The 22683-nt window shown below is 73.1% G+C and carries 16 protein-coding genes and 1 pseudogene; 14 read left to right on the forward strand and 3 right to left on the reverse strand.

The genetic code is table 11. The annotated features are described in order from the left end of the window. Nucleotide 1: 1 nt before the first annotated feature. The 7 genes and pseudogenes from ABZ490_RS20400 to ABZ490_RS20430 all read left to right on the forward strand — a co-directional run. Nucleotides 2-85, forward strand: a pseudogene (locus ABZ490_RS20400) (50S ribosomal protein L17); the annotation flags it as partial. 142 nt (nucleotides 86-227) lie between these two features. Continuing rightward, on the forward strand, nucleotides 228-1208 hold the full coding sequence (locus tag ABZ490_RS20405; protein WP_358991883.1) for a LacI family DNA-binding transcriptional regulator: 981 nt from the start codon (nucleotides 228-230) through the stop codon (nucleotides 1206-1208). A 273-nt stretch (nucleotides 1209-1481) separates the two neighbouring features. Then, on the forward strand, nucleotides 1482-2945 hold the full coding sequence (locus ABZ490_RS20410; RefSeq protein ID WP_358991885.1) for an MFS transporter: 1464 nt from the start codon (nucleotides 1482-1484) through the stop codon (nucleotides 2943-2945). A 52-nt stretch (nucleotides 2946-2997) separates the two neighbouring features. Beyond that, on the forward strand, nucleotides 2998-5448 hold the full coding sequence (locus tag ABZ490_RS20415; RefSeq protein ID WP_358991887.1) for a glycoside hydrolase family 2 TIM barrel-domain containing protein: 2451 nt from the start codon (nucleotides 2998-3000) through the stop codon (nucleotides 5446-5448). A 13-nt stretch (nucleotides 5449-5461) separates the two neighbouring features. Beyond that, the gene (locus ABZ490_RS20420; RefSeq protein ID WP_358991889.1) at nucleotides 5462-7558 is read left to right on the forward strand and encodes a hypothetical protein; all 2097 of its coding nucleotides are present in this window, start codon (nucleotides 5462-5464) and stop codon (nucleotides 7556-7558) included. A 38-nt stretch (nucleotides 7559-7596) separates the two neighbouring features. Beyond that, the gene (locus ABZ490_RS20425) at nucleotides 7597-8769 is read left to right on the forward strand and encodes a glycoside hydrolase family 43 protein (RefSeq protein ID WP_358991891.1); all 1173 of its coding nucleotides are present in this window, start codon (nucleotides 7597-7599) and stop codon (nucleotides 8767-8769) included. Nucleotides 8770-8862: 93 nt separating this feature from the next. Continuing rightward, nucleotides 8863-10188 carry an MFS transporter gene (locus ABZ490_RS20430; protein WP_358991893.1) on the forward strand — a complete coding sequence of 442 codons (1326 nt, stop codon included), beginning with the start codon at nucleotides 8863-8865 and terminating at the stop codon, nucleotides 10186-10188. Nucleotides 10189-10219: 31 nt separating this feature from the next. Here the strand turns inward: ABZ490_RS20430 and ABZ490_RS20435 are convergent, their stop codons facing one another. After that, entirely contained in the window at nucleotides 10220-11185 is a 966-nt protein-coding gene (locus tag ABZ490_RS20435; protein WP_358991895.1) for a D-alanyl-D-alanine carboxypeptidase family protein, read from the reverse strand. Between the two features lie 256 nt (nucleotides 11186-11441). Here ABZ490_RS20435 and ABZ490_RS20440 point away from each other — a divergent pair, with 256 nt between their 5' ends. Genes ABZ490_RS20440 through ABZ490_RS20450 form a run of 3 tightly spaced genes read left to right on the forward strand, consistent with a single transcriptional unit; the run spans nucleotide 11442 to nucleotide 13507 of the window. Then, a complete protein-coding gene (locus ABZ490_RS20440; protein WP_358991897.1) occupies nucleotides 11442-12095 on the forward strand; it encodes a TetR/AcrR family transcriptional regulator in 654 nt (217 codons plus the stop codon). Then, on the forward strand, nucleotides 12092-12991 hold the full coding sequence (locus ABZ490_RS20445; protein ID WP_358991898.1) for an amidohydrolase family protein: 900 nt from the start codon (nucleotides 12092-12094) through the stop codon (nucleotides 12989-12991). Before ABZ490_RS20440 ends, ABZ490_RS20445 begins: the two co-directional genes overlap by 4 nt. Before the next feature lie 60 nt (nucleotides 12992-13051). Beyond that, a complete protein-coding gene (locus tag ABZ490_RS20450) occupies nucleotides 13052-13507 on the forward strand; it encodes an Lrp/AsnC family transcriptional regulator (RefSeq protein ID WP_358991900.1) in 456 nt (151 codons plus the stop codon). Nucleotides 13508-13640: 133 nt separating this feature from the next. Here the strand turns inward: ABZ490_RS20450 and ABZ490_RS20455 are convergent, their stop codons facing one another. Beyond that, the gene (locus tag ABZ490_RS20455) at nucleotides 13641-13835 is read right to left on the reverse strand and encodes a zinc-binding dehydrogenase (protein WP_358991902.1); all 195 of its coding nucleotides are present in this window, start codon (nucleotides 13833-13835) and stop codon (nucleotides 13641-13643) included. 103 nt (nucleotides 13836-13938) lie between these two features. Continuing rightward, the gene (locus ABZ490_RS20460) at nucleotides 13939-14730 is read right to left on the reverse strand and encodes a hypothetical protein (RefSeq protein ID WP_358991904.1); all 792 of its coding nucleotides are present in this window, start codon (nucleotides 14728-14730) and stop codon (nucleotides 13939-13941) included. A 120-nt stretch (nucleotides 14731-14850) separates the two neighbouring features. Between ABZ490_RS20460 and ABZ490_RS20465 the strand changes: the two genes are divergently transcribed. From ABZ490_RS20465 to ABZ490_RS20480, 4 genes are all read left to right on the forward strand, one after another. Then, a complete protein-coding gene (locus ABZ490_RS20465; RefSeq protein ID WP_358991906.1) occupies nucleotides 14851-15300 on the forward strand; it encodes an Lrp/AsnC family transcriptional regulator in 450 nt (149 codons plus the stop codon). A gap of 82 nt (nucleotides 15301-15382) precedes the next feature. Further along, the gene (locus tag ABZ490_RS20470; protein ID WP_358991908.1) at nucleotides 15383-17869 is read left to right on the forward strand and encodes a SpoIIE family protein phosphatase; all 2487 of its coding nucleotides are present in this window, start codon (nucleotides 15383-15385) and stop codon (nucleotides 17867-17869) included. Nucleotides 17870-17969: 100 nt separating this feature from the next. After that, nucleotides 17970-19712: an RNA ligase family protein gene (locus ABZ490_RS20475; protein ID WP_358991910.1), complete on the forward strand. Its 1743-nt coding sequence runs from the start codon at nucleotides 17970-17972 to the stop codon at nucleotides 19710-19712. Beyond that, complete coding sequence (locus ABZ490_RS20480) at nucleotides 19712-22612, forward strand: poly(A) polymerase (protein ID WP_358991912.1); 2901 nt, start codon at nucleotides 19712-19714, stop codon at nucleotides 22610-22612. Before ABZ490_RS20475 ends, ABZ490_RS20480 begins: the two co-directional genes overlap by 1 nt. Nucleotides 22613-22683 lie beyond the last annotated feature (71 nt).

The following is a 22683-nucleotide window of genomic DNA, read 5'->3' on the forward strand; positions in this document are numbered from 1 at the left end:
GATGCCGAAGCCCACCAAGGGTGCCCGTCTGGGCGGCAGTGCCGCGCACGAGAAGCTGCTCCTCGCGAACCTCGCGAAGGCGCTTCTTCCGGTGATGCGCATCACCGGAAGGCGGCCCCGGCACGTATGATCGACTCACCCGCCGGTACGTCGGTGGGTGGCGGGGCAGGACCCGAGGGGAGCCGATGCGCCCCCGGCCCGCCGACGGTCCGGACGAGCAGAGGGTCATGAAGCGTCCCGCGAAGCGGATCACCAGCGCCGATGTCGCCAAGGCGGCCGGGGTCTCCCCCACGACCGTCAGCTATGTCCTGAACAACAGGCCGGGGCAGTCCATCCCCGAGGGCACCCGGCAGCGGGTGCTGGACGCCGCCGAGCGCCTCCAGTACCGGCCGCACGCCTCCGCCCGCGCTCTCGCGGCGGGTCGCAGCGACATCGTGCTGCTGTCGATCCCCGACCTGCCCATCGGCCCGAGCATCAGCCGCTTCGTGGAGGAACTGACCGTCTCCCTCGCCGCACACGGCCTGACCCTGGTGACCCACCTCATGGCCGCGCGCGGCAGGTCGGTGACGGACGTGTGCGCGACCGTGGGCGCCTCGGCGGTGCTCGGCTTCGAGGGGTTCGACGAGGCGACCGTCCAGGAGCTGCACCGGCTCGGCGTGCGCGTGGTGCTGCCGCCGACCGACGCCCATCTCTCCGCCATGCCGCCGCTGGGGCGCATGCAGGCCGAGCACCTGATCGGCCGGGGCCATCGCCGCCTCGGCTATCTGCTGCCCTCACCGGTGCGCTTCCACCGCATGGGACAGGAACGGCTCCAAGGGGTCGCCGGAGCCTGCGCGCACGCCGGCCTCACGGCCCCGCTCGCCCTCGGCGCCGCCGACCTCGACGTCCTGGACCTGGCACACCTCGTGCAGCGCTGGAAGGCCGAAGAGGTCACCGGTGTGTGCGCCTTCAACGACGAGCATGCCATCGCGCTGCTCGCGGCCCTGCGGCAGCTGGGCCTGAGCGCTCCCGACGATCTCGCGGTCGTCGGCGCCGACGACATCCCGATGGCGCGCTTCGCCGCCCCACCGCTCTCCACGGTCTACTTCGACCTGGAACAAGCGGGCAGGCACCGGGCCGAGGCCGTGGTGGCGGGCCTCGCCGGACGGGACCTGCCTCTCGCCCCGCCCCGCTCCGGCCTGCGCCTGGTCGAGCGCGACTCCTCCTGACACCTGCCCGCCCCCGGCGGGTTACCCATTCGTTACCGCACCCGGTCTTGCCCTCGGTCCCGGTCTGAGATTTTCTACTTGCGCGCTTCACTGATGCGCATCACTCACGTAATGTAGCCGAAACTCGGATCCCGCGAGCGGCATATGGCCCCGTACCACCAGGACGCGGACACCCCGAGAAAAGGTCCACCGCGAGAAGCCCCCCACCCCCCACACAGGTTCTGAATCGTTTCAGTCATGTCTTCCCGATCACCGCCTCCGGAAAGGCTCCCCATGTCCTCCCTCGAAACCGAGCCGGTCTCGAACCCGTCGGCCGAGCAGTCCCGCTTCTCCTCGCGGCATCTGCTCGCCCTCGTCGCCCTCCTGTGGACCGTGGCCCTGACCCCCGTCACGGGCCTGGTCGCCGGGAACTCGCAGGCCCAGGTGGCCGTCCACTTCCAGACCACACAGATCGCGTGGTTCACCCTCGGCGGCGCACTGCTCGGCACGTTCCTGACGCCCTTCACCATGAAGGCCGCCACGATGTACGGCAAGAAGCGCGTCATGGTCCTCGCCACCATCGTCGGACTGCTCGGCGACGCGGTCGCCGCCCTCGCCACCGACTACTCGACGCTGATCGCCGGCCGCGTCCTCGGCGGCGCCTACGGGGCCACGGCGTTCATCGCCTACGCCCTGGCCCGCGACATCTTCCCGCGGCACCTGGCCGGCACGGCAAGCGGCGTCCTGGCGACCAGCATCGGCCTGGTGGGCCTCGGCGGCCCGTTCCTGTCGGCCTGGCTGATCGACCACCACGGCTTCCGCGGCGCCCTGTGGTTCATCGTCGTCTCCACCGCCGTATGCCTGCTGCTCCAACTGCTGTGCGTACCCGAGAGCCCGGTCCGCGAGACGGCACGACGGATGGACTGGATCGGCGGCCTGCTGCTCGGCGGCGGCCTCAGCGCCATCGTCTACGGCATCGGCGAAGGCTCCGCCTGGGGCTGGACCAGCGGAAAGACGCTGACCTGGATCGGCCTCGGCGCCCTCGCGGCACTGTTGTTCCTCCCCTACGAGTCCCGCGCCGCCAACCCCCTGCTCCCCCTGTCGCTGATCAAGCGGCGCCGGGTCTGGACCCTCTTCCTGGCCGGCTCGGTCGGCGCCGGCGCCACCTTCGCCGTGGGCACCGTCACCATGATCCTCACCCTCATGCCGCACATCCCGACCGTGTCCGACGGACTCGGCTGGTCCGCCACCAAGAGCGCCACGGTCCAGTCACCGATCAGCGTCCTGGTGATCGCGACGGCGGTCGCCGCCGGCTGGCTCGCCCGTCGCGTCGACACCCGGATCCTGCTCGCCGTCGGCGGCGCCCTGACCACCGCCGGATACGTCGTCGGCTCCCAACTCCACACCGAGATATGGCACTTCATTCTGCTCGGCCTGATCTCCGGTCCGGGTATGGGCCTCCTCGTCTCCGTGCTGCCGATCATGGTCATCGAGTCGGTGGCCCCTGAGGAGCAGGCTCTCGCCAACGGCTCCCAGTTGCTGATCCAGAGCGTGATCCAGGTGCTCGTCAGCCAGCTGGTGTTCACGGTCATGGCCCAGGACGGCGTGGTCATGAGGGGCACCCAGTTCTACCTCGACGGCGGGTTCGCGAACGGCTTCCTGCTCGTCGCCGGATTCTGTGCCCTCGGCACCGTGCTGGTGGCGCTCATCCCCAAGGCGCGTCGCATCGACACGGTCGAGGCCGGCCAGGCGGCCTGAGCCTCCGCCCGCTCCCGCCTCTCCCGCTTCTCCCGAACAGACAAGGCAGGCAATGATCCGCACCTCCTTCAACGACGACTGGCAGACCCGGCGGAAGGTGAACCCCTTCGCCGAACTGTCCGGCCCCGTGGCCCCGTTCCAGGCCGTCACCCTCCCGCACGACGCGATGATCGGCCAGGACCGGGTCGCGCCGGACGGCGAGGTGACCATGGAGGGAGGTGCGGGCGCCTACTTCCCCGGTGGCGTCTTCGAGTACCGCAGGACGTTCTCCGTCCCGGAGGAACTGCGCGGCAAGCGCGTCCAGTTCGAGTTCGAGGGCGTCTACCGCGACGCGACCGTCCACATCAACGGCGCGTACGTCGGTCAACGCCCCTACGGATACTCGCAGTTCACCGTCGAGGCCGACCCGTACCTGCGCTACGGCCAGGACAACGAGATCCGTGTCGAAGCGCGCGCCCACCAGGACGCCCGCTGGTACACGGGGGCCGGCATCTACCGTCCCGTCTGGATGCTCACCGGCGAGCTGGTGCGGATCGTCCCGGACGGCATCCGCGTCACGACCCTCGATCTCGAAGGCGAGCGGGCGGTCGTCGAGGTCGCCACCCGGGTGCGCAACGACTCGATCGCGATCCGCACCCTCGACCTCGCGGTGAACCTGCGCGACGCCTCCGGCGACGCCGTCACGGGCGACGTCACCAAGGTCACCGTGCTGCCCGGCGAGGACGCGGTCGTCCGCTCACGCCTGTACGTGCGTGAGGCGAGCCTGTGGGACGTGGACAACCCCCATCTGTACGGCTGTCACGTCGCGTTGAGCGCCGAGGGCGACCCGGTGGACAGCGACAGCGTGGAGTTCGGCATCCGTTCGCTGCGGCTCGATCCCGAGCAGGGCCTGCGGCTCAACGGCCGTACGGTCACACTGCGGGGTGCGTGCGTCCACCACGACAACGGCCCGCTCGGCGCGGCCACTCACGCCCGCGCCGAGGAGCGGCGGGTGGAGCGGCTCAAGGATGCCGGGTTCAACGCGATCCGCATGTCCCACCACCCGATGAGCCGGGCCATGCTGGAGGCCTGCGACCGCCTGGGCATGCTCGTGGTCGACGAGACCTTCGACGTGTGGACCTCCGCCAAGAACGGCTTCGACTACAGCCTGCACTTCCCCGAGTGGTGGGAGCGCGACGTCGAGGCGATGGTCGCCAAGGACTACAACCATCCGAGCGTCATCATGTACTCGATCGGCAACGAGATCCCGGAGGTCGGTTCGCCGTCCGGTGCCGCGTGGGGGCGCCGGCTCGCCGAGAAGGTCCGCTCCCTCGACTCCACCCGCTATGTCACCAACGCCGTCAACGGTTTCCTCGCCGTGATGTCCGAGCTGGCCGCCCTGCGGGGGCAGCGCTCGGAGGAGGCCGAGGAGGGTGGAGGCATCAACTCCCGGATGACCGACGCCGGCGACATGATCAACTACGTCAGCGCCTCCGACCTGGTCACCCGGCGCACCGCCGAGTCCTTCGCCGTCCTGGACGTCGCCGGCATGAACTACGCCGAGGCCCGCTACGGCCTCGACCGCGAACTGTTCCCGCACCGGATCATCCTGGGCACCGAGACCTTCCCCACCCGCATCGACGGCAACTGGAAGCTGGTCGAGCAACACAGCCACGTCATCGGCGACTTCACCTGGACCGGCTGGGACTACCTCGGCGAAGTCGGCATCGGACGCCCCCAGTTCGCGACACCGGAGAATCCCCGCCCCGAACACACCGCTCCCTTCCCCCACCTTCTCGCGGGCTGCGGCGACCTCGACATCACCGGGCACCGGCGCCCCGCCTCCTACTACCGCGAGATCGTCTTCGGCCTGCGCTCCGAGCCGTACATCGCCGTGCGGCGGCCCGAGACCCATGGCCTGACCCCCGTCGGCGGGCCCTGGGCGTGGAGCGACTCGCTCGCCAGCTGGACCTGGCCCGGCTGGGAGGGCAAGCCGATCACCGTCGAGGTGTACAGCGATGCCGACGAGGTCGAACTCCTCGGCAACGGCAACTCCTTCGGGCGCCGGCCGGTCGGTGCCGAGCACCGCTTCCGCACCGAGTTCGACGTCGTGTACGTCCCCGGGGAACTGGTCGCCGTGGCCTACCGCGACGGCGTCGAGACCGGCCGCACCGGGCTCCGGTGGGCCAACGGCCCCGTGCGGCTGGTCGCCGAGCCCGACCGCCCGGTCGTCCGGGCGAGCGGCGGTGACCTCGCCTACGTCACCCTGACCCTCACCGACGCCGAGGGCACCCTGCACACCGCCGCCGACCGCCCGGTCTCCGTCGAGGTCTCCGGTGCCGGTGAGCTGATCGGTTTCGGCAGCGCCGCCCCCGCGTCGGAGGAACGCTTCGACGCGACCGAGCGGCGCACCCACGAAGGCCGCGCTCTGGCCGTCGTACGACCCACCGGCAGCGGCAAGATCCGCGTCCTGGCCACCGCGCCGGACTGCGAGCCGGTCGAGGCCGTCATCACCGTCGAGTAAGGAAAGCAATCTCGTGATCGACAGGAAATCCCTGGTCCGCCGCCACACCGTCCGTCTGACGGAGCCGGACCCCTCCCACGCCCTCACCGTCGGCAACGGCGACTTCGCCCATACGTGCGACATCACCGGCATGCAGTCGTTCCCGGCGTACCACGACCAGTCCGCCGCTGCGGCGGAACGCCGACTCGCCGTGAACACCGCGACCATGAGCACCTGGGGCTGGCACGCCATGCCCAACCCCGAGGGGTACACCCTCCCGGACGCCATGTCCGAGCACAACACGGTTCGGGGGAGCGTGAGTTACCCCGACAGGTTCGGGATCGCCGCCATGATGAGCGGCGACCTGCCCGAGGAGATGCGTCCCGGAGCCTGGCTCAGCGCGAACCCGCAACGGCTCGACCTCGGCCGTATCGGCCTCCTGCTGCGCCCCGCGCCCGACGCCGAGCCCGAGACCGGCCCCGAGGCCCTGCGGGACACCGAACAGTGCCTGGACCTGTGGACCGGGACGATCAGCAGCCGCTTCACCTACGCCGGCCACGAGACGGCGGTCACCACCGTCGCCGACCCGCACCGGGCCCGTGTCGCCCACCGGATCGAGTCCGAACTGCTCGCCGACGGCCTGGCCGGCGTCGTGATCCGTTTCCCCTACGCGAGTGACGGCTTCTTCCAGACGAGCGACTGGACCTCGCCCGAGCGCCACCGCACCGACCTCGACCAGGCCACGGACACCGGGTGCGTCTTCCGCCGAACCCTCGACGACACCACCTACACCGTCCGGCTCACCTGGTCGGCAGGTGTCGTACGACCGACGTCGAACCCGCATGAATACCTGCTGACCACGGACTCGGACACCCTCGAACTCGTCGCGCACTTCTCCCCCGACGGCGAGGCCACGGCCGTGGGCGGCGACTTCGCCTCCCTCGCGGCGGCGTCGGCCGTATGGTGGGAGGACTTCTGGACCTCCGGCGCCGCGATCGACTTCACCGGCAGCACCGATCCGCGAGCCGCCGAGCTGGAGCGACGGGTGGTGCTCTCGCAGTACCTCACGGCGGTGAACTGCTCCGGCACCCTGCCGCCGCAGGAGACCGGTCTGATCACCAACTCCTGGCATGGCAAGCACCACTTGGAGATGCACTGGTGGCACGCGGCGCACTTCGCCACGTGGGGCCGACCCGAACTCCTGGGACGCAGCCTGGACTGGTACCTCTCCATCCTCCCCGAGGCCCGGGCCACCGCCCGTCGCCAGCGTTACGCGGGAGCCCGCTGGCCCAAGCAGACCGGCCCCGACGGCCGTGAAAGCCCCTCCGACATCGGGGTGTTCCTGATCTGGCAGCAGCCACACCCCCTCTATCTCCTCGAACTGCTGTACCGCAGCCGCCCTGAGAGCGACCTGGTGCCGCGTTTCGCCGAACTCGTCGAGGACACCGCCGCGTTCATGGCCTCCTTCGTCGAGGAACGCGACGGCACCTACCACCTGCCGGCCCCGCTGCTCCCCGCGCAGGAGTTCTACGACGCGAGGACGACCGAGGACCCCACCTTCGAACTCGCCTACTGGTGGTGGGGGTTGGAGATCGCTCAGCGCTGGCGTGAACGCTCCGGCCGGGAGCGGGACAAGGAGTGGCAGCGCGTCCAGGACGGACTGGCCCTCCCCCATCGGCGCGACGGCCGGTACACCGCCATCGCCACCGAGCCGTACCTGAAGCGCGACGACCATCCGGCGCTCCTGTGCGCCCTGGGTGTCGTCCCGGACACCCCGCTCGTCGACCCCGCCGTCATGACCGCGACGCTCCAGGACGTCCGGGCCGACTGGGAGTGGAACAGCGCCTGGGGCTGGGACTTCCCCGTCATGGCGATGACCGCGACCCGCGTCGGCCGCCCCGACCTCGCGGTGGACGCGCTGCTCATGCAGACCCCCAAGAACCACTACCTGCCCACCGGCCACAGCCCCCAGATCGGCAGCTTCCTGCCGGTCTACCTCCCCTCCAACGGTGCCCTCCTCGCGGCCGTCTCCCTCATGGCCGCCGGCTGGGACGGAGCGGACGGCGAGTCTCCCGGCTTCCCCGCGGAGGGCTGGTCGGTACGGCACGAGGGCTTCACCCCGTGGCCGTGACCCGGGCGTATCCGCACCCCCCTGACAAGGAAGTACGCGTGACCACAGCACTGACCGGCCGGAGCACCCTCGGCGACTGGCTGGAGGACCCCACGGGCGGCCCCCTGATCCGGGAACTGCTCACCCGGCTGGGCCAGGACGCCTCCCAGCTCGGGCCGGCCAGGGTGTTCTCCCTGAACCGGCTGGTCGAGCTCAGCGAGGGCAAGATCTCCCAGCCGATGGTGGACGGCCTGGTCCGCGCGGTGAACGGCGGGCGGCTCGTGACGGGGGACGAACCGCTCACAGCCGCCGCCCCGGAACCCGTGCGGCAGGGTCTGACACTCGACCGGATCCAGATCCGTGACCCGTTCGTCCTGCACGACCGAGCCACCTCCACCTTCCACCTCTACGGCAGCACGGACCCCAACATCTGGGACGGTCCCGGCATCGGGTTCGACACCTACCGCAGCACCGACCTCCTGCACTGGGAAGGTCCGTTCGCCGCCTTCCGGCCACCCGCCGGGTTCTGGAGCGAGGGCTCCTTCTGGGCCCCCGAGGTCCACGCGTACCGGGACCGCTGGTACATGTTCGCCACCTTCACCGCTCCGGACGGCTACCGCGGCACACAGATCCTCGTGGGCGACACACCCCGGGGACCGTTCGGCCCATGGAGTGACGGAGCCGTCACCCCCCGCAAGTGGCAGTGCCTCGACGGCACCCTGCACATCGACGAGGCCGGTGCGCCCTGGATCGTGTACTGCCACGAGTGGACCCAGATCCACGACGGGGCGGTCCTCGCGCAGCGCCTCAGCGAGGATCTCCGGCACACCACCGGGACGCCCGTCCTCCTCTTCAACGCCTCGGACGCCCCCTGGTCCAAGCCCCTGTCGGGGGTGTCCGCGACGTTCCCCGCCCACGTCACGGACGGGCCCTTCCTCCTCCGGCTCAGCAGCGGCCACCTCGTCATGCTCTGGTCCAGCTTTGGCGACCAGGGCTACGCGATGGGCGTCGCCCACTCCGTCTCAGGGCGGATCACCGGCCCCTGGACGCAGGAGGAGCAGGCCCTGTGGCCGGCGGACGGCGGCCACGGAATGATCTTCCGGCTCGCCGACGGAGGCCTGGCCCTCACCCTGCACCAGCCCAACAACACCCCCGACGAACGGGCGGTCGTCCGACGCCTCGTCGAGCACGAGACCACGATCACGATCGAGGACGACCCGACGTCCTGGTGACCTCACCGTCTCCGCGCCCCGCTCGGCCGCCCCCGTCCCCTCCTCCCCGACCGCAGGCGTGCCCGCGTGCGGTCCCCCGAACACGAGGTCTCCATGGCACTGCCCCCTCCCCCGCAACCGCCCACCGACGGATCGCTCCTCACCGGCTCCGCCGACCCTGAGACGACGGACCCCGGCCACGCGGGGAAGGCGGAGGACTCCTACGTCCGGCTGATGGTGCTCGCCGTCTTCGGCGTGTTCATGGCCATCGTCACCCCGATGGCGATCTCCCTGGCCATCCGGGTCGACCAACTGGCGCCCGGCCACGAGGAGTACCTCGGCTACATCACGGGCGCGGGCGGCGTCACCGCCCTCCTGACGGCCCCGCTGTTCGGCATGCTCAGCGACCGCACCCGCAGCCGGCTGGGCCGCCGACGCCCCCTGCTGATCGCCGGGACGGCCGTCGGACTGCTCGCCCTGCTGGTGATGGCCCTGGCCAACGGCATCCTCGTCCTCGCGCTGGGCTGGATGCTGGCGCAGATCGGCTGGGGCACGATCCTGGCCCTGCTGACGGCCTCCCAGGCCGACCGGCTGGCCGAGGAACAGCGCGGCAGGGTCGCCGCGCTGACCGGTGTCGTCCAGCAACTCGCCCCCGTCAGCGGGGCCCTCCTCGCCGGCGCCCTGTCGGACAGCAGCCTGCTGATGTTCCTCGTGCCCGGAGCCGTCGGGGCCGTGTCCATGGTCTTCTTCGTCCGCTTCGTCCACGAACCGGACAGCCGCGGCATGCCGCTCCCCGAGGGGCGGCTCGATCTCCGCGCTCTGGCCGCTTCCTACGTCTTCGACCCGCGCCGCAGCCCCGACTTCGCCTGGAACTGGCTCGGCAAGTTCCTCTTCATGTTCGGACTCACCCTGACCTCGACGTTCACCGCGTTCTTCCTGGCCGACCGCACGGGCGTGGGCGTCAAGGACGTCTCGGGCACCGTCGCCGTCCTGGGCGGCGCCGGAGTGGTCGCCACCATGCTCGGCGCGCTCGGCGGCGGCTTCCTCTCGGACAGACTGCGCCGCCGCCGCGTCTTCGTGCTGATCGGCGCCTGCGTGTTCGCCACCGGCGCGGTCACCATGGCCCTGGCCCCCACACTGCCCGTGATCATCGCCGGAGCGGTGCTCGGCAACCTCGGCCTCGGACTCTTCGCCACCGTCGACCAGGCCATCATGCTCGACGTGCTCCCCGAGCGGGAGACCAGCGCCGGCCGCTACGCGGGCATCTACGGGTTCTCCACCACGCTCGCCCAGGGACTGGCCCCCCTGATCGCGCCGGTGCTCCTCCTGATCGGCGCCCACGACAACGGCAGGAACTACACCCTCCTGTACGTCATCGCCGCCACCCTCACGCTTCTCGGCGGCCTCGCCATCGCCACCCGCGTGAGGTCCGTCCCGTAGCACGGCCGGGCACCCGCCCGGGTGCCCGGGCTCAGCCGAAGTACGCCTGCTCGTTGACGTGGAACATGTAGTTGCGCCAGTTCGCCCGGATGTAGGTGAACCGCGCGGGGTCGTAGCTCCACAGCCGGTCCAGCGCGCCGCTGATCAGGTCGTCGTTCGCCCGGACGAAGCCCAGGACCGCCTCCGCGACCGGGGCGTACGACCAGTGCCAGCGCTCCTGGCTGATCGCCGGGGAGTCCTGGGCCGATGCGGCCGTGTACGTCTGGAGGAAGCCGTAGCGGGAGGCGTTCGCGCGCAGCCAGGCGTAGTGGGCGGCCTGCGGGCCGCCGTCCGTCCAGTTCTGCGGTGTGGTGTCGAAGAAGTCGGCGTCGGAGCCCAGGTGGTGGCGTGAGACGCCCGGCGCGGTCGAGGTGCGGAGTATCTCGATCTGGCGCTCGTCCGGCGTCAGCGACGCCCAGACCGTGCGGTGGGACTCCTTGTCGGGGTCCCACTGCGGGTCCGTGCCCAGCTCGGCGGGGTACTTCGCGCGGGTCTCGTCGGTGATGACGCCGAAGGTGCCGGCGCCGCCCGAACCGGTGCGCAGGAAGCCGTACTTGCGGTCCCATATGGTCCGCTGGGTGGCGGCGGTCCGCACCCGGGAGACGAGGACCGCGGCCCGGTCGGTGCCGGTGCCGGCCGCGGCGGCGTCCGCCAGGGCGTTGACCTGGGTGTCCAGCTCCGCCGGGAGGGCGTCCGGGGCGGTGCCCGTGCCGGTGATCCAGGCCGCGACCGCCGCCGGATCCGCGGCGTCCAGAACGGCGGTGACGGCGCTTCGGCGGTCGTCGATGTCCTGCTGGGAGGAGTACACCCGCGGCGGCGGGCTCTCGTCACCGAAGGCCGACCAGCCGATCCCGGCCGTGCCGACGGCACCGGCGCCGGCCGTGGCCAGCCACAGGAACTTTCGCCGACTGGGCCTTCTGTGGTGCCCCGGGACCGGCTCGTCGTTGGTGCCCTGCATGGTTGCCCTCTCTCGACTCCACGCGGACGCGCCCTGCCCCCTGCCCGCCCCCGAACTGAGGGCACTCTAGGGGATAGGAGCGGAGGTTCCGAGTCCGGATCCCGTCAACCTCCTTGGCGGACAGTGGGGTTGTCCCGGCCCGGAGCCAGGACGACACCGCGCTATGACGGTGGTCATAGGATGGGTCCCCACAGGTTCCGCACGACCGGGCGAAGGAACGAAGGAACGACGAAGGAACGAAGGGACGGAGGCGGGGATGGCGATGTCCGAGCGCGGCCCGCGCGAGCGGATGGTGTTCAGCGCGGCCCAGCTGCTGCGGCGCGGCGGGGTCGCCGCCGCCGGGATGCGCGAGGTCGCCGCCCATGCCGGGGCACCGCGCGGCTCGCTCCAGCACTACTTCCCCGGCGGCAAGGAACAGCTCGTCAACGAGGCCGTGGGCTGGGCGGGACGGTACGCGGGCCGGCGCGTCGCCCGGTTCCTGGCGGCTCTGCCGGAGCCGACGCCGAGCGCCCTGTTCGCCGAGATGGTGCGCCAGTGGACGGACGAGTACGAGACCGCCGGCTTCGCGGGCGGCTGCTCGCTGGCCGCCGCGACGGTGGACTGGGCCGAGACCACCGCGTCCACACGGGAGGCCACGGCCGCCGCCTTCGCCGCCTGGACCGTGCCGCTGGCGGAGGCACTGACCGGGCTGGGCGTCCCCCGGGAGCGGTCCGGCTCGCTCGCCACGCTCATGATCACCTCCCTGGAGGGCGCGATCATCATGGCCCGGGCGGAACAGGACGTACGGGCCCTCACGACCGTGTCCCGGGAACTCGGCCCGCTGCTCGACGCTGCGGTGCGCGAGACCGCCCGACCGGCACCCCCGCACACCCGCGCCCCCGACTCCGACGACTCCGAGAGGAACGTATGACGGACACACACGACTGGGCGAGCGAGGCGGTCGAGGTACGGCGGTTCCAGGAGCGGCTCGGGCTGCCGGGGCTCGTCGACGTGCATGTCCACTTCATGCCCGAGAACGTGCTGCGCAAGGTCTGGGACTACTTCGACGCGCTCGGCCCGCTGACCGGTGGTGTCGAGTGGCCCATCACGTACCGCGCGGAGGAGGCCGAACGCCTGGCCGTGCTCCGGGAGTTCGGCGTCCGCGCCTTCACGTCCATGGTCTATCCGCACAAGGGCGAGATGGCGCGGTGGCTGAACGGCTGGGCCGCCGACTTCGCCCGCCGCACCCCGGGCTGCCTCCACACCTCGACGCTCTTCCCCGAGCCGGGCGTCGAGTCGTACGTCCAGGAGGCGGTCGAATCGGGCGCGCGCGTCTTCAAGGCCCACGTCCAGGTGGGGGCGTACGACCCGGCGGACGACCTCCTCGACCCGGCCTGGGGGCTGCTCGCCGAGGCTGGGATCCCCATCGTGATCCACTGCGGTTCGGGTCCCGCGCCGGGCAAGTACACCGGCCCCGAGCGGGTGGAGCGGGTCCTCGCCCGGCACCCCCGCCTGCGGCTGATCGTCGCGCACATGGGGATGCCCGAGTACGAGGACTTCCTGACCCTCGCCGACCGGTACCCGGAGGTCAGGCTGGACACCACGATGGCCTTCACCGACTTCGCGGACCGCTTCGCCCCGTTCCCCCAGGGGGCCCTGTCCCGGCTCGCCGACCTGGGCGACCGCGTCCTCCTCGGCAGCGACTTCCCCAACATCCCCTATCCGTACGTCCATCAGCTGGAGGCGCTGGAGCGCCTGGGGCTCGGCGACGCGTGGCTGCGGGGCGTCTGTCACGACAACGGGGTGCGCCTGTTCGGGCTGGGGTGAGCGGCAGGGATCCACGGCGTCTGATTGCCCCGGCCGGGGAATCCGTGCTACTTCTCCGCCATGACCGCGTTTTCCCCGTTCACCCCTGACGCCGTCGACTGGCGCATCCTCGACGTCCTCCAGCGCGACGGCCGGGCCAGCTTCACCGATCTCGCGCGAGCCGTCTCCATGTCGCCCAGTGCGGTCACCGAGCGGGTGCGCCGGCTGGAGGAGGCGGGGATCATCAGCGGTTACGCGGCGGTCGTGGACCCGGAGAAGGTCGGCCTGACGATCATGGCGTTCGTGCGGCTGCGCTACCCGAACGGCAATTACAAGCCCTTCCACGACCTGGTCGAGGCGATGCCGGAGATCCTCGAGGCCCACCATGTGACCGGCGACGACTGTTTCGTCATCAAGGTCGCGGCCCGCTCCATGCGCCACCTGGAGGAGATCACCGGCCGCATCGGCACCCTGGGCTCCGTCACGACCAGCGTCGTGTACTCGTCACCCCTGCCGCGACGTCCGGTGGGCCACTGAGACCCACCCGGCGCCTGACCGCAGGCCGCCTGAGCGCCCCGTCCGGCCACGGAAGGCTCCGGTCGTCGGCCGGTGCGCCGTCGAGTGCCCTGGACCGGCTGGGCGAGAGCCTCGCCGCACGGCACTGACACCGTCACGGGATCAGGACGACCTTGCCCCGGTTGCGGCGGGACTCGATGACGTCATGGGCACGGGCCGCCTCGGTGAGCGGGATCTCGGCGTGGACGTGGGGGCGTAGCGTGCCGTCGGCGTGGAATCGCCAGAGTTCGGCGAGCCGGCGGGTGTAGAGCTCCGGCTCGCCCCGGGCGATCGCCGCCCTGCCGGTCATCGTCCATGGGGTCGGTTCGAGTCGCCTGACGCCCGGCTCACCACCGAGAACGAGGACCCGGTCCAGGACGGCGTGGAAGGGGTCACCGACGCCGCCCGCTTCATCAAGCCGCTCCTGCGCTGACCGATCGCCCCGGCAGGCGCGCCCCGCCGTACCGGACCAGGGAGTCCGTCGCCGCGAACGCGGTCAGGGCGAGCGGGAAGGCCACGGCGGGTCCGTACGCGAGCGGGGCGAAGGAGAGGACCAGCAGGAAGCCGAGGGTGCCGGCGACGGAGGTGAGCGCGCCGCGCATCAGGTCGGCCGCCGGGCCGGCACCGGCCGTCCGGTGGATCGAGGGGCCCATCACGGACAGCAGCACCGGAAGGGCGGCCAGGACACCTCCGGCCAGTGGCCCGATCACGGCGGTCGCGACCAGCGCCGCCGTCACGATCGCGCCGGAGAGCGCCATCCGCGTCGGTATCTCCCACCGCCGGGCTGGACCCGGCGCGGGACCGTCGCTGGCTGCGTCGGGCCAGGTCAGCAGCCCGAGGGCGACCACGGACACGGTCAGCCCCGCGGACACCCAGACGGTGCCGGAGGCCGGCCCGACGACGGCCGCGGCCAGCGCGCAGAGCAGCGCGAGGAGGAGGGTCGGCGCCGGGCGGCGGGCCGGGGCCAGCCGTGCGTAGGCGAGGCTGTAGCAGGCCACGACCAGCAGCCCGCCGACACTGCCGCGCGCGGCCGAAGCCGTCGTCGCGGGGCCGGAGTTCATCCAGGTCACCGCGAGGAAGGGCCCCGTGGTGGTCGGTGCGCCGAGCAGCTGGCCGCCGCGCCGTGGACCCATACGGCGGGCGACGAGGGAGACGAGCAGGGCGAGGGAGGGAGCGAGGGCGGCCCGGAGCAGCACGGATTCCATGCCGATGATTTTCGCGCCGATCTGCCCGAATTTGTTGCGGATATATCGGACAGTAGGGGTCGACGGCCGAGGAATACTCGCCCTTTGGCCCCACTCGGCGAGGATTCCTAGAATGGGAAGGTGGACCGAATCGATCGACAGCTGCTCGCCCTGCTCCTCCGGGACGGCCGGGCGACCTATCAGGAGCTGGGCCGTCAGGTGCGTCTGTCGGCGAACACGGTGGCCGACCGGGTGCGCCGGCTGCAGACCTCCGGTGTCATCCAGGGCTACCGGGCCGAGCTGGACCTGGCGGCGCTCGGCCGCGGGATGCAGCTCATCAGCGACATCCGGCTGCGCGAGGCGGTGGACCGCCGGTCCTTCGAGGAACAGCTCGGCGCGGTGCCGCAGGTGATCAGCGCGGTGCGCATGACCGGCGAGTACGACTTCCAGCTCCGGGTGGCGTGTGCCGACGCGCGTGAGTTCGAGACGGTCGTGGACCGTCTCAAGGCGGAGCTGGGTGTGCGCGAGGTGCGCAGCCGGCTCGTCCTGCACGAGGTGGAGCTGGACGCGGGGCGCGCGGTCGAGCCCTGAGCGCCCTGGCCTCGCGCCCCGGGGCACCGGCCGCGCAGTATGGGGTGAGAGGGCAGGCGCTCGCACGGGTGGAGGCGAGACGGTGGTGGAACCGACGCACGCCGACGGGGACCGACCGCCGGACGGGCCGTTCCACGTCCCCGGCGAGGACCTGACGGCGCGGGCCGTGGTCGACGAGCACGGCACGGTCACCGAGTGGAGCGAGGGCGCCCGGCGGCTGCTCGGCCACCCGGCGGCGGAGATCGTCGGGCGTCCGGCCGCCGCCCTGCTCGACGGGGAGCCACCTGGGGAGACCCTGCGCCGACTGCCGGACCTGCCGAGATGGACCGGCACGGTCCGGCTGCGGCACCGCGACGGGCACGGCGTGGACGTCCGGCTGCTCGCCCACCACCGGACGGCGCAGGGCGGCGGGGGCGACTGGCTGGTGCTGTCCGCGCTCACCGGCGCGGCGGCCGCCCCGGAGTCCGACGCCCTGGCCGCGTGGGGCTTCTACCAGGCCTCCTGCTGCTCGATGGAGGTGTACGACACCCGGCTGCGCCTGGTCCACGCGAACCGTTTCTCCGAGCATGCGATGAACCTCGGTGAGACGGAGATGCGCGGGCTGCGGCACGCCGAGATCGTGGCCCATCCGGAGTTCGACCGGGTGGAACGCCATATGGCGGAGGTGATGCGGACGGGCCGCCCGCAGGACGTCGAGGTCCAGGTGCGGGTCGCGGGCGAGCCCCGCAAACAGGCCTGGTCGCTCTCCCTCTTCCCGCTGAAGGACGCGCACGGCGTGCTGCGCGGGGTGGGCCTGTCGGCGCACGACCGGACCGAGCAGTACTGGGCGCACCAGCGGCTGCGGCTGCTCGGCGACGCCGGTGCCCGGATCGGGAGCACGCTGGACGTCACCCGCACGGCGCAGGAACTGGCGGACGTGGCCGTGCCGGAGTTCGCCGACTTCGTCACCGTCGAGCTGCTCCCCGACATCGAGCGGGCGGAGGCCGGGGAGCCCGGGTACGGGCAGGCGGCCGAGGGGGTGTTCCGGCTGCGGCGGGCCGCCCAGCAGTCGGTGCTGCCGGGCGTCGCGGAGGCCGTGCTGAACCCCGGTGAGACGGACGCCTGGCCGGCCGGCTCCCCGACGGCGGAGTGCCTGGCCACGGGCCGGGCGGTGCTCCGGGCCGAGTACGACCCGGGGTCGGCCGACTGGTCGGCGGGGCACCAGGCACGGCTGTCCGCGGTCCGCGCCTTCGGCATCCACTCCGTCATGGCGGTGCCGCTCGCCGCCCGCGGGCACACCCTGGGCGTGGCCGTGTTCCTGCGGCACCGGCGGCCGGAGTCGTTCGGCGCGGGGGATCTGCTGCTCGCCGAGGAGATCACCGCGCGGGCCGCCGTCTGCATCGACAACGCCCGCCGGTACACCCGTGAACGGGACACCGCGCTGACGCTCCAGCGGACCCTGCTCCCCCGGCGGCTGCCCGCCCAGGCCGCGGTGGAGGCGGCCTTCCGCTATCTGCCCTCGGACACCCTGGCCGGGGTGGGCGGGGACTGGTTCGATCTGATCCCGCTCTCCGGGGCCCGGGTCGCGCTGGTCGTCGGGGACGTGGTCGGGCACGGCGTCCAGGCCTCGGCGATCATGGGGCGGCTGCGGACCGCGGTGCGGACCCTGGCCGACATCGACCTCCCGGCCGACGAACTCCTCACCCACCTGGACGACCTGGTGATCCGGCTCGCCGGGGAGGTGGCCCCGGAGGACGACGTACCGCCCGACCAGGCCGCCGAGATGGCGACGGGGCTGGGCGCCACCTGCCTGTACGCCGTCTACGACCCCGTCTCCCGGGTGTGCACGCTGGCCAGTGCCGGCCACCCGGCGCCCGCCGTGGTCGGCCCCGGCGGGGAGGTGGACTTCCCCGACGTACCTCCGGGGCCTCCGCTGGGGCTGGGCGGGGTGCCGTTCGAGACGACCGAGCTCGTCCTTCCCGAGGGCAGCCTGATCGCGCTGTACACGGACGGGCTGCTCGAATCCCGGGAGCAGGACCTGGACGAGGGGACCGTGCGGCTGCGCCGGGCCCTGTCCCGGCCGGCGGCGTCGCCGGACGAGGTGTGCGACGCCGTGCTCTCCTCGGTGCCGCCCGAGCGTCCCGGCGACGACATCGCCCTGCTCGTGGCCCGGACCCGGGTGTTCGATCCCGGGCGGGTGGCCACCTGGGACCTGCCGGCGGACCCGTCCGTGGTGTCCCGGGCCCGCAGGCTCGTCACCTCGCAGCTCGACGCCTGGGGTCTGCCGGAGGTGTCCTTCGTCGCCGAACTGGTGGTGAGCGAACTGGTCACCAACGCGATCCGGCACGCCGAACCGCCCATCAGGCTGCGGCTGCTGCGCGACCGCCGGCTCCTGGTCGAGGTGTCGGACTCCAGCAACACCGCGCCGCATCTGCGCCGCGCCCGCACCTACGACGAGGGAGGCCGCGGCATCCTTCTCGTGGCCCAGCTCAGCCGCGGCTGGGGCACCCGCCACACCGGCACCGGCAAGACGATCTGGGCGTCGCTGGCCCTGGACCCGGCGAGCGGGTCCGTAGCCGCCCCAGGGTGAGCGCGCGACCGATCGGTCTCCGCCTTCGACACCCCTGTCGCACACACCGTCCCGTAAACCGTTGGAGCCCCCGTTTCCCGCGCTCCTATAGTGGCCAACCATGCGCACCGCCTACCCCCGAACTCCCCATCTTCCCTGGTCACCCGGTGTCTCCGCCGACGATGTACGGGCCGCCGGCCTCGAGGGGTTCGCCGGGCGGGAGGTCGTCGTCACCGAGAAGCTCGACGGGGAGAACACCACGCTGTACGCGGACGGACTGCACGCGCGGTCCGTGGACTCCGCGCACCATCCGTCACGGGCGTGGGTCAAGGCGCTCCAGGGGCGGGTGGCGGTGCGGATACCGGCGGGCTGGCGGGTGTGCGGCGAGAACATGTACGCCCGCCACTCCCTGCCGTACGACACCCTGGACGGCTACTTCTACGGCTTCTCCGTCTGGGACGACCGGGACCGGTGCCTGGGCTGGGACGAGACCGTGCGGTTCCTGCGCGGGCTGGGGGTGCCGGTGCCGCCGGTGCTGTGGCGCGGGGTGTTCGACGAACGGGCGCTGCGGCGGCTGCGGGTGGAGACGGGGCGGCAGGAGGGCTTCGTCGTACGGACCGTGGAGGGCTTCGCGCGGGCGGAGTTCGCCGGTCGGATCGCCAAGTGGGTGCGGTCCGGGCATGTCACGACGGACACGCACTGGATGCACACGGCGGTGACGGCGAACGGACTCGGCCCCGCGGCACCCCTGTGGGCCGTACGGTCCGGGGCGGCACCCGACGCGGCGGCGCTGGCCGCGTGTCTCGACCTGCCCGGCCCCGACCTGCCCGGCCCCGACCCGGCCGCCGCGGCGGAGGTGGCCGCCCGGCTGGACGTGCTCGGTCGCGGCGGGGACGCACGGCTCGCCGGGGTGCTCGCCGCGCTGCTGCACCGCACCCCACGGGCGCGGCTGCTGAGCGGGGCCGCCGGGGCGCTGGGGATGCCGCTCGCGCGGCGGGTCGCCGATCTGGTGGGGCTGCACGGCGGGCTGCACCGGCCCTACCCGGACGGCGAGCGGCGGGCGGGGCTCGTACGGCTGTCGTTCGCGGCCGATCTCGGGGTGCTGCACGCGCTCGCGGGGACGGTCGCCGGGGACGACGAGGCGCGCGAGCAGGTGGAGTGGTCCGCGCTGCACGCGCAGGAGGCCGGGCTGTACGGCGAGGCGCCGCTCGGCGCGCTGCGGGCCGGGCTGCGCGAGGCGCTGGCGTCCGACGGGATCGGCGGCGCGGCGGCGGACCGCTGCTGGGCGGAGACCCGGGAGGCGTACGCCAGGGGGCGGGTCCGCACGGTGACGGAGGCCGTCGCGGCGACCTGGCGGTGGCGGGGCGGGGGGTCGCCCCGGCTGGTGCAGCTCGTGGGGCCGTCCGGGAGCGGCAAGAGCGCCTTCGCGGCGCGGCTGGAGGGCGTCTCGGCGTACGTCTCGCTGGACGAGCTGCGGGAGGCCCGCGGCGCGCGGGCCGACCAGAAGGCCAACGGCGAGGTGCTGCGGGAGGGACTGGACCGGCTGGACCGGGCGCTCGCGGCCGGCGCGGGGCAGCCGGTGGTGTGGGACGCCACCTCGCTCAACCCGCACCAGCGGTCCCTGGTGCACGCCGTGGCCCACCGGCGCGACGCGCTGGTCACCCATGCCGTGCTGGTCACGCCCGAGGACGAGCTCGTACGACGCAACGCCGGGCGGGCGCATCCGGTGCCGGCCGGTGTGCTGGCGGGGCAGCTGCGCCGGTTCGTGCCGCCGTACCCCGGCCAGGCGCACCGGACCTGGTACGTCGGCGCGGACGGGACCGTGCAGGACCGTGACGGCACACTGGAGGGGGAGGACGCCTGATGCGTACCAGCGAGGAGATCTACCACCGGGTGCGCTGGGATCCGCGGTTCGACCCCGCGCGGTTCGTGCTCGGCATCAACCAGCGCCATGCCGCGCCGAAGCGGGTGCCGCTGCCGGCGTTCGTGCCGGGCGGCGAGATCCCCTGGCACCGGGTGCTGTTCGTGGAGGCGGACGGCGAGCTGGTGTGGGACCGCGCCACCGGGGTGGACCGCATCGACGCCTCCGGCGCCGGCCGGGTGCGCGAGGCGCGGCTGCTGCGGGCGCCCTTCTTCACCGCGCGCACCCCGCACGCCTGGGACCCGGCGGCCGGACGATGGCGGCCCGCGCCGCCGTCGGCGCGGTCGACGCCCGGCACGGGGCGCGACCGGGTGCGGATCCTGACCTGGAACACGCTCTGGGACCGCTACGACAGCCACCGCATCGACACCGCCCGGCGCCGCCCGCTGCTGCTCGACGCGCTGGAGCGCGCCGACGCGGACGTCATCGCCCTCCAGGAGGTCGAGGCGGGGCTGCTGACCCTGCTGCTGGACGCGGACTGGACGCGGGCGGGCTACACGCTCGCCACCGACCCCTACGGGAAGGACGTCGACGACTGCGGGCTGCTGCTGCTCAGCCGGCTGCCCGTACGGGAGGGGGCCGTGCATGTCCTCGGGCCGCACAAGGCCGTCACCGCCCTCGTGGTGGACACCGCGTCGGGACCGCTGACCGTGGCCGCCACCCATCTGACGAGCGACCACTCCGAGGACGGGCCGGGCCGGCGCGCCGCCGAACTGACCCGGCTCGCCGAGGGACTGTCGGGGGTGACGGGCGGTCTGGTCCTGGTCGGCGACTTCAACGACGGCGGACCGGGCCCGGCGCGCACCCTCGGCATGCTCGACGCCTGGACGGAGACCCACGGCCCGGGCGACGACTCCCCCACCTTCGACCCGGGCGTGAACCCGCTGGCCGCCGTCTCCTCCCTCAGTAGCCGGGCCTCCCGCCTCGACCGGGTCTTCGTCCGCGCCGCCGACGGCCCGCGCGTGACCGGCGCCGCGCTGCTCGGCGACACGCCCGGCCCGCAGGGGCTGTACGTCTCCGACCACTACGGGGTCGCCGCCGAGCTGTACTGCGGCACCGGTGCGCCCGTCGACGTGCTCGACCTCGCGCCGACACCCCGTACGGCGCTCGCCTGGATTCCGCCGCGTGAGCTGTGGCCCGCGATCCAGGACGTGCGCCGGGACCACGACGTGCAGATCCGGCGCTGGCCGCCGCATGTCAACGTGCTGTTCGGGTTCGTCCCGGAGGCGGAGTTCGAGCGGGCGGCGCCGCTGCTCGCCACGGCCGCCGCACAGGTCCAGCCGTTCACGGCCCGGCTCGACGGGCTGCACACCTTCGGGCACCGGCACGGCACGACGGTGTGGCTGGACCCCACCGCGGCCGACGAGACGCCGTGGGCGGAGCTGTGGCAGGCCCTCGTACGGCGCTTCCCGCGCTGCCGGGGGCGCCACGAGGGGTTCACCCCGCATCTGAGCCTGGGCAGGACCGCCGATCCGCACGCGGTCGAGGTCGACTGCGCGGCCCGCCTCTCCCCCATGACCGCGCGGGTCGGCGAACTGGTCCTGCTGTCCCGGCGCGGCGACGAACCGATGCGGCCGCGGGCCACGGTCGCCCTCGGCAGCGGCGAGGTGCGCTGGCTGCCCGAACCCGCCGTCGGCCGCCCCGACCGGGACTGGGCGGACTGGGCCGGGCCCGCCGCGGGCCGGGAGGTCCTGCCCGACGCGGACGGGGCGGCGGCCGAGCGGGTCGTGCGGCGGCTGGCGGACGCGTTCCCCGAGGGCACCGTCGAGGTGGCCGGGTCCCGGCGCATGGGCTGCGCGCTCGCGGGCGCCGACCTCGATGTGGTGGCCGCGCTGCCGGGGGCGGTGGACCTCGCGGCCGTACGGGAGCGGGTCACGGCGGCGCTGCCGGACGCGGCGCGGGTGCGTGAGGTCGTCGGGGCGCGCGTGCCGGGGCTGCGGCTGTGTGCCGAAGGGCTCGACGTGGACCTGGTGGTCGTGGGCACGGGGCCGGTACCGCCGCGGGACGCGGTGGCGCGGCGGGCCGGGCTGGGCGAGGCCGCTGCGGTCGCGCTGAGCGCGGTGTCCGACGCCGACGCGGTCCTGGCGGCGGTGGGCGCGGCGGAAGCGCCGGGGTTCGCGTCGCTGGCGCGCGTCGTGAAGGCGTGGGCGCGGGCGCGCGGGCTGGACTCCGCGCCGTTCGGCGGGCTGCCCGGGGTGGCCTGGGCGGTGCTCGCGGCCCGTACGGTCCGGGAGGCACCGGAGGGTGCGGACGACGGCGAACTGCTGCGGCGGTTCTTCGGCACCTGGGCCGCGTGGGACTGGCGCGAGCCCGTCGCCCTCACCGGGGAGGCCCCGGCGGCCGAGGGCGACGCCGCCGTGACGGTGCTGACCCCCAGCGCGCCCGTGCGCTCCTGCACCGGGCAGGTCGGGGCCGGTACGAGGGATCTGCTGAGCCAGGAGCTGTACCGGGCCTGGGACGTCGTGGAGACCGCGGCCGGGTCCGGGGCGGATCCCCGGCCGGCGCTGCTGTCAGCGCCGCCCCTGCACCGGCGCCACGCGTCCTGGGCGGTGGTGACGGTCCCGGCCCGCCGTCCGGAGGACTTCGACGAGCTGAACGGGCGGGTACGGGGACGGATGCGGGCGCTGCTCGCGGCGCTGGAGGAGTCGGGGGTGGCGGAGGCCCACGCCTGGCCGCGGACGCTGCCCGCCGAGCCGGGGGCCGTGCGGTACGCGATCGGGCTCGGGCGTACCTCGCCTGGTGCCGGTGAGCGGCTCGCGAGCGTCGCCGACCGCTGGCTCACGGGTCTGCCCGGGGTCGCGTGGGAGTGCGTCGAGGGCGGGGCGGTGCCCACGCCGGACTGACACTGGGCGTAATACGCACATTTGTGCGGCAAGTTCCCGTGTGTCCCCCGGGTGGTTTTTCGCCAGTAGGG

Source organism: Streptomyces sp. NPDC005811 (assembly GCF_040630405.1).
Classification (GTDB): domain Bacteria; phylum Actinomycetota; class Actinomycetes; order Streptomycetales; family Streptomycetaceae; genus Streptomyces.

Coding starts and splice junctions, on each gene's coding strand:
- ABZ490_RS20410 (WP_358991885.1), top strand. CDS start 1,482: ATGTCCTCCCTCGAAACCGAGCCGGTCTCGAACCCGTCGGCCGAGCAG.
- ABZ490_RS20430 (WP_358991893.1), top strand. CDS start 8,863: ATGGCACTGCCCCCTCCCCCGCAACCGCCCACCGACGGATCGCTCCTC.
- ABZ490_RS20445 (WP_358991898.1), top strand. CDS start 12,092: ATGACGGACACACACGACTGGGCGAGCGAGGCGGTCGAGGTACGGCGG.
- ABZ490_RS20435 (WP_358991895.1), bottom strand. CDS start 11,185: ATGCAGGGCACCAACGACGAGCCGGTCCCGGGGCACCACAGAAGGCCC.
- ABZ490_RS20450 (WP_358991900.1), top strand. CDS start 13,052: ATGACCGCGTTTTCCCCGTTCACCCCTGACGCCGTCGACTGGCGCATC.
- ABZ490_RS20405 (WP_358991883.1), top strand. CDS start 228: ATGAAGCGTCCCGCGAAGCGGATCACCAGCGCCGATGTCGCCAAGGCG.
- ABZ490_RS20480 (WP_358991912.1), top strand. CDS start 19,712: ATGCGTACCAGCGAGGAGATCTACCACCGGGTGCGCTGGGATCCGCGG.
- ABZ490_RS20440 (WP_358991897.1), top strand. CDS start 11,442: ATGGCGATGTCCGAGCGCGGCCCGCGCGAGCGGATGGTGTTCAGCGCG.
- ABZ490_RS20455 (WP_358991902.1), bottom strand. CDS start 13,835: ATGACCGGCAGGGCGGCGATCGCCCGGGGCGAGCCGGAGCTCTACACC.
- ABZ490_RS20475 (WP_358991910.1), top strand. CDS start 17,970: ATGCGCACCGCCTACCCCCGAACTCCCCATCTTCCCTGGTCACCCGGT.
- ABZ490_RS20460 (WP_358991904.1), bottom strand. CDS start 14,730: ATGGAATCCGTGCTGCTCCGGGCCGCCCTCGCTCCCTCCCTCGCCCTG.
- ABZ490_RS20415 (WP_358991887.1), top strand. CDS start 2,998: ATGATCCGCACCTCCTTCAACGACGACTGGCAGACCCGGCGGAAGGTG.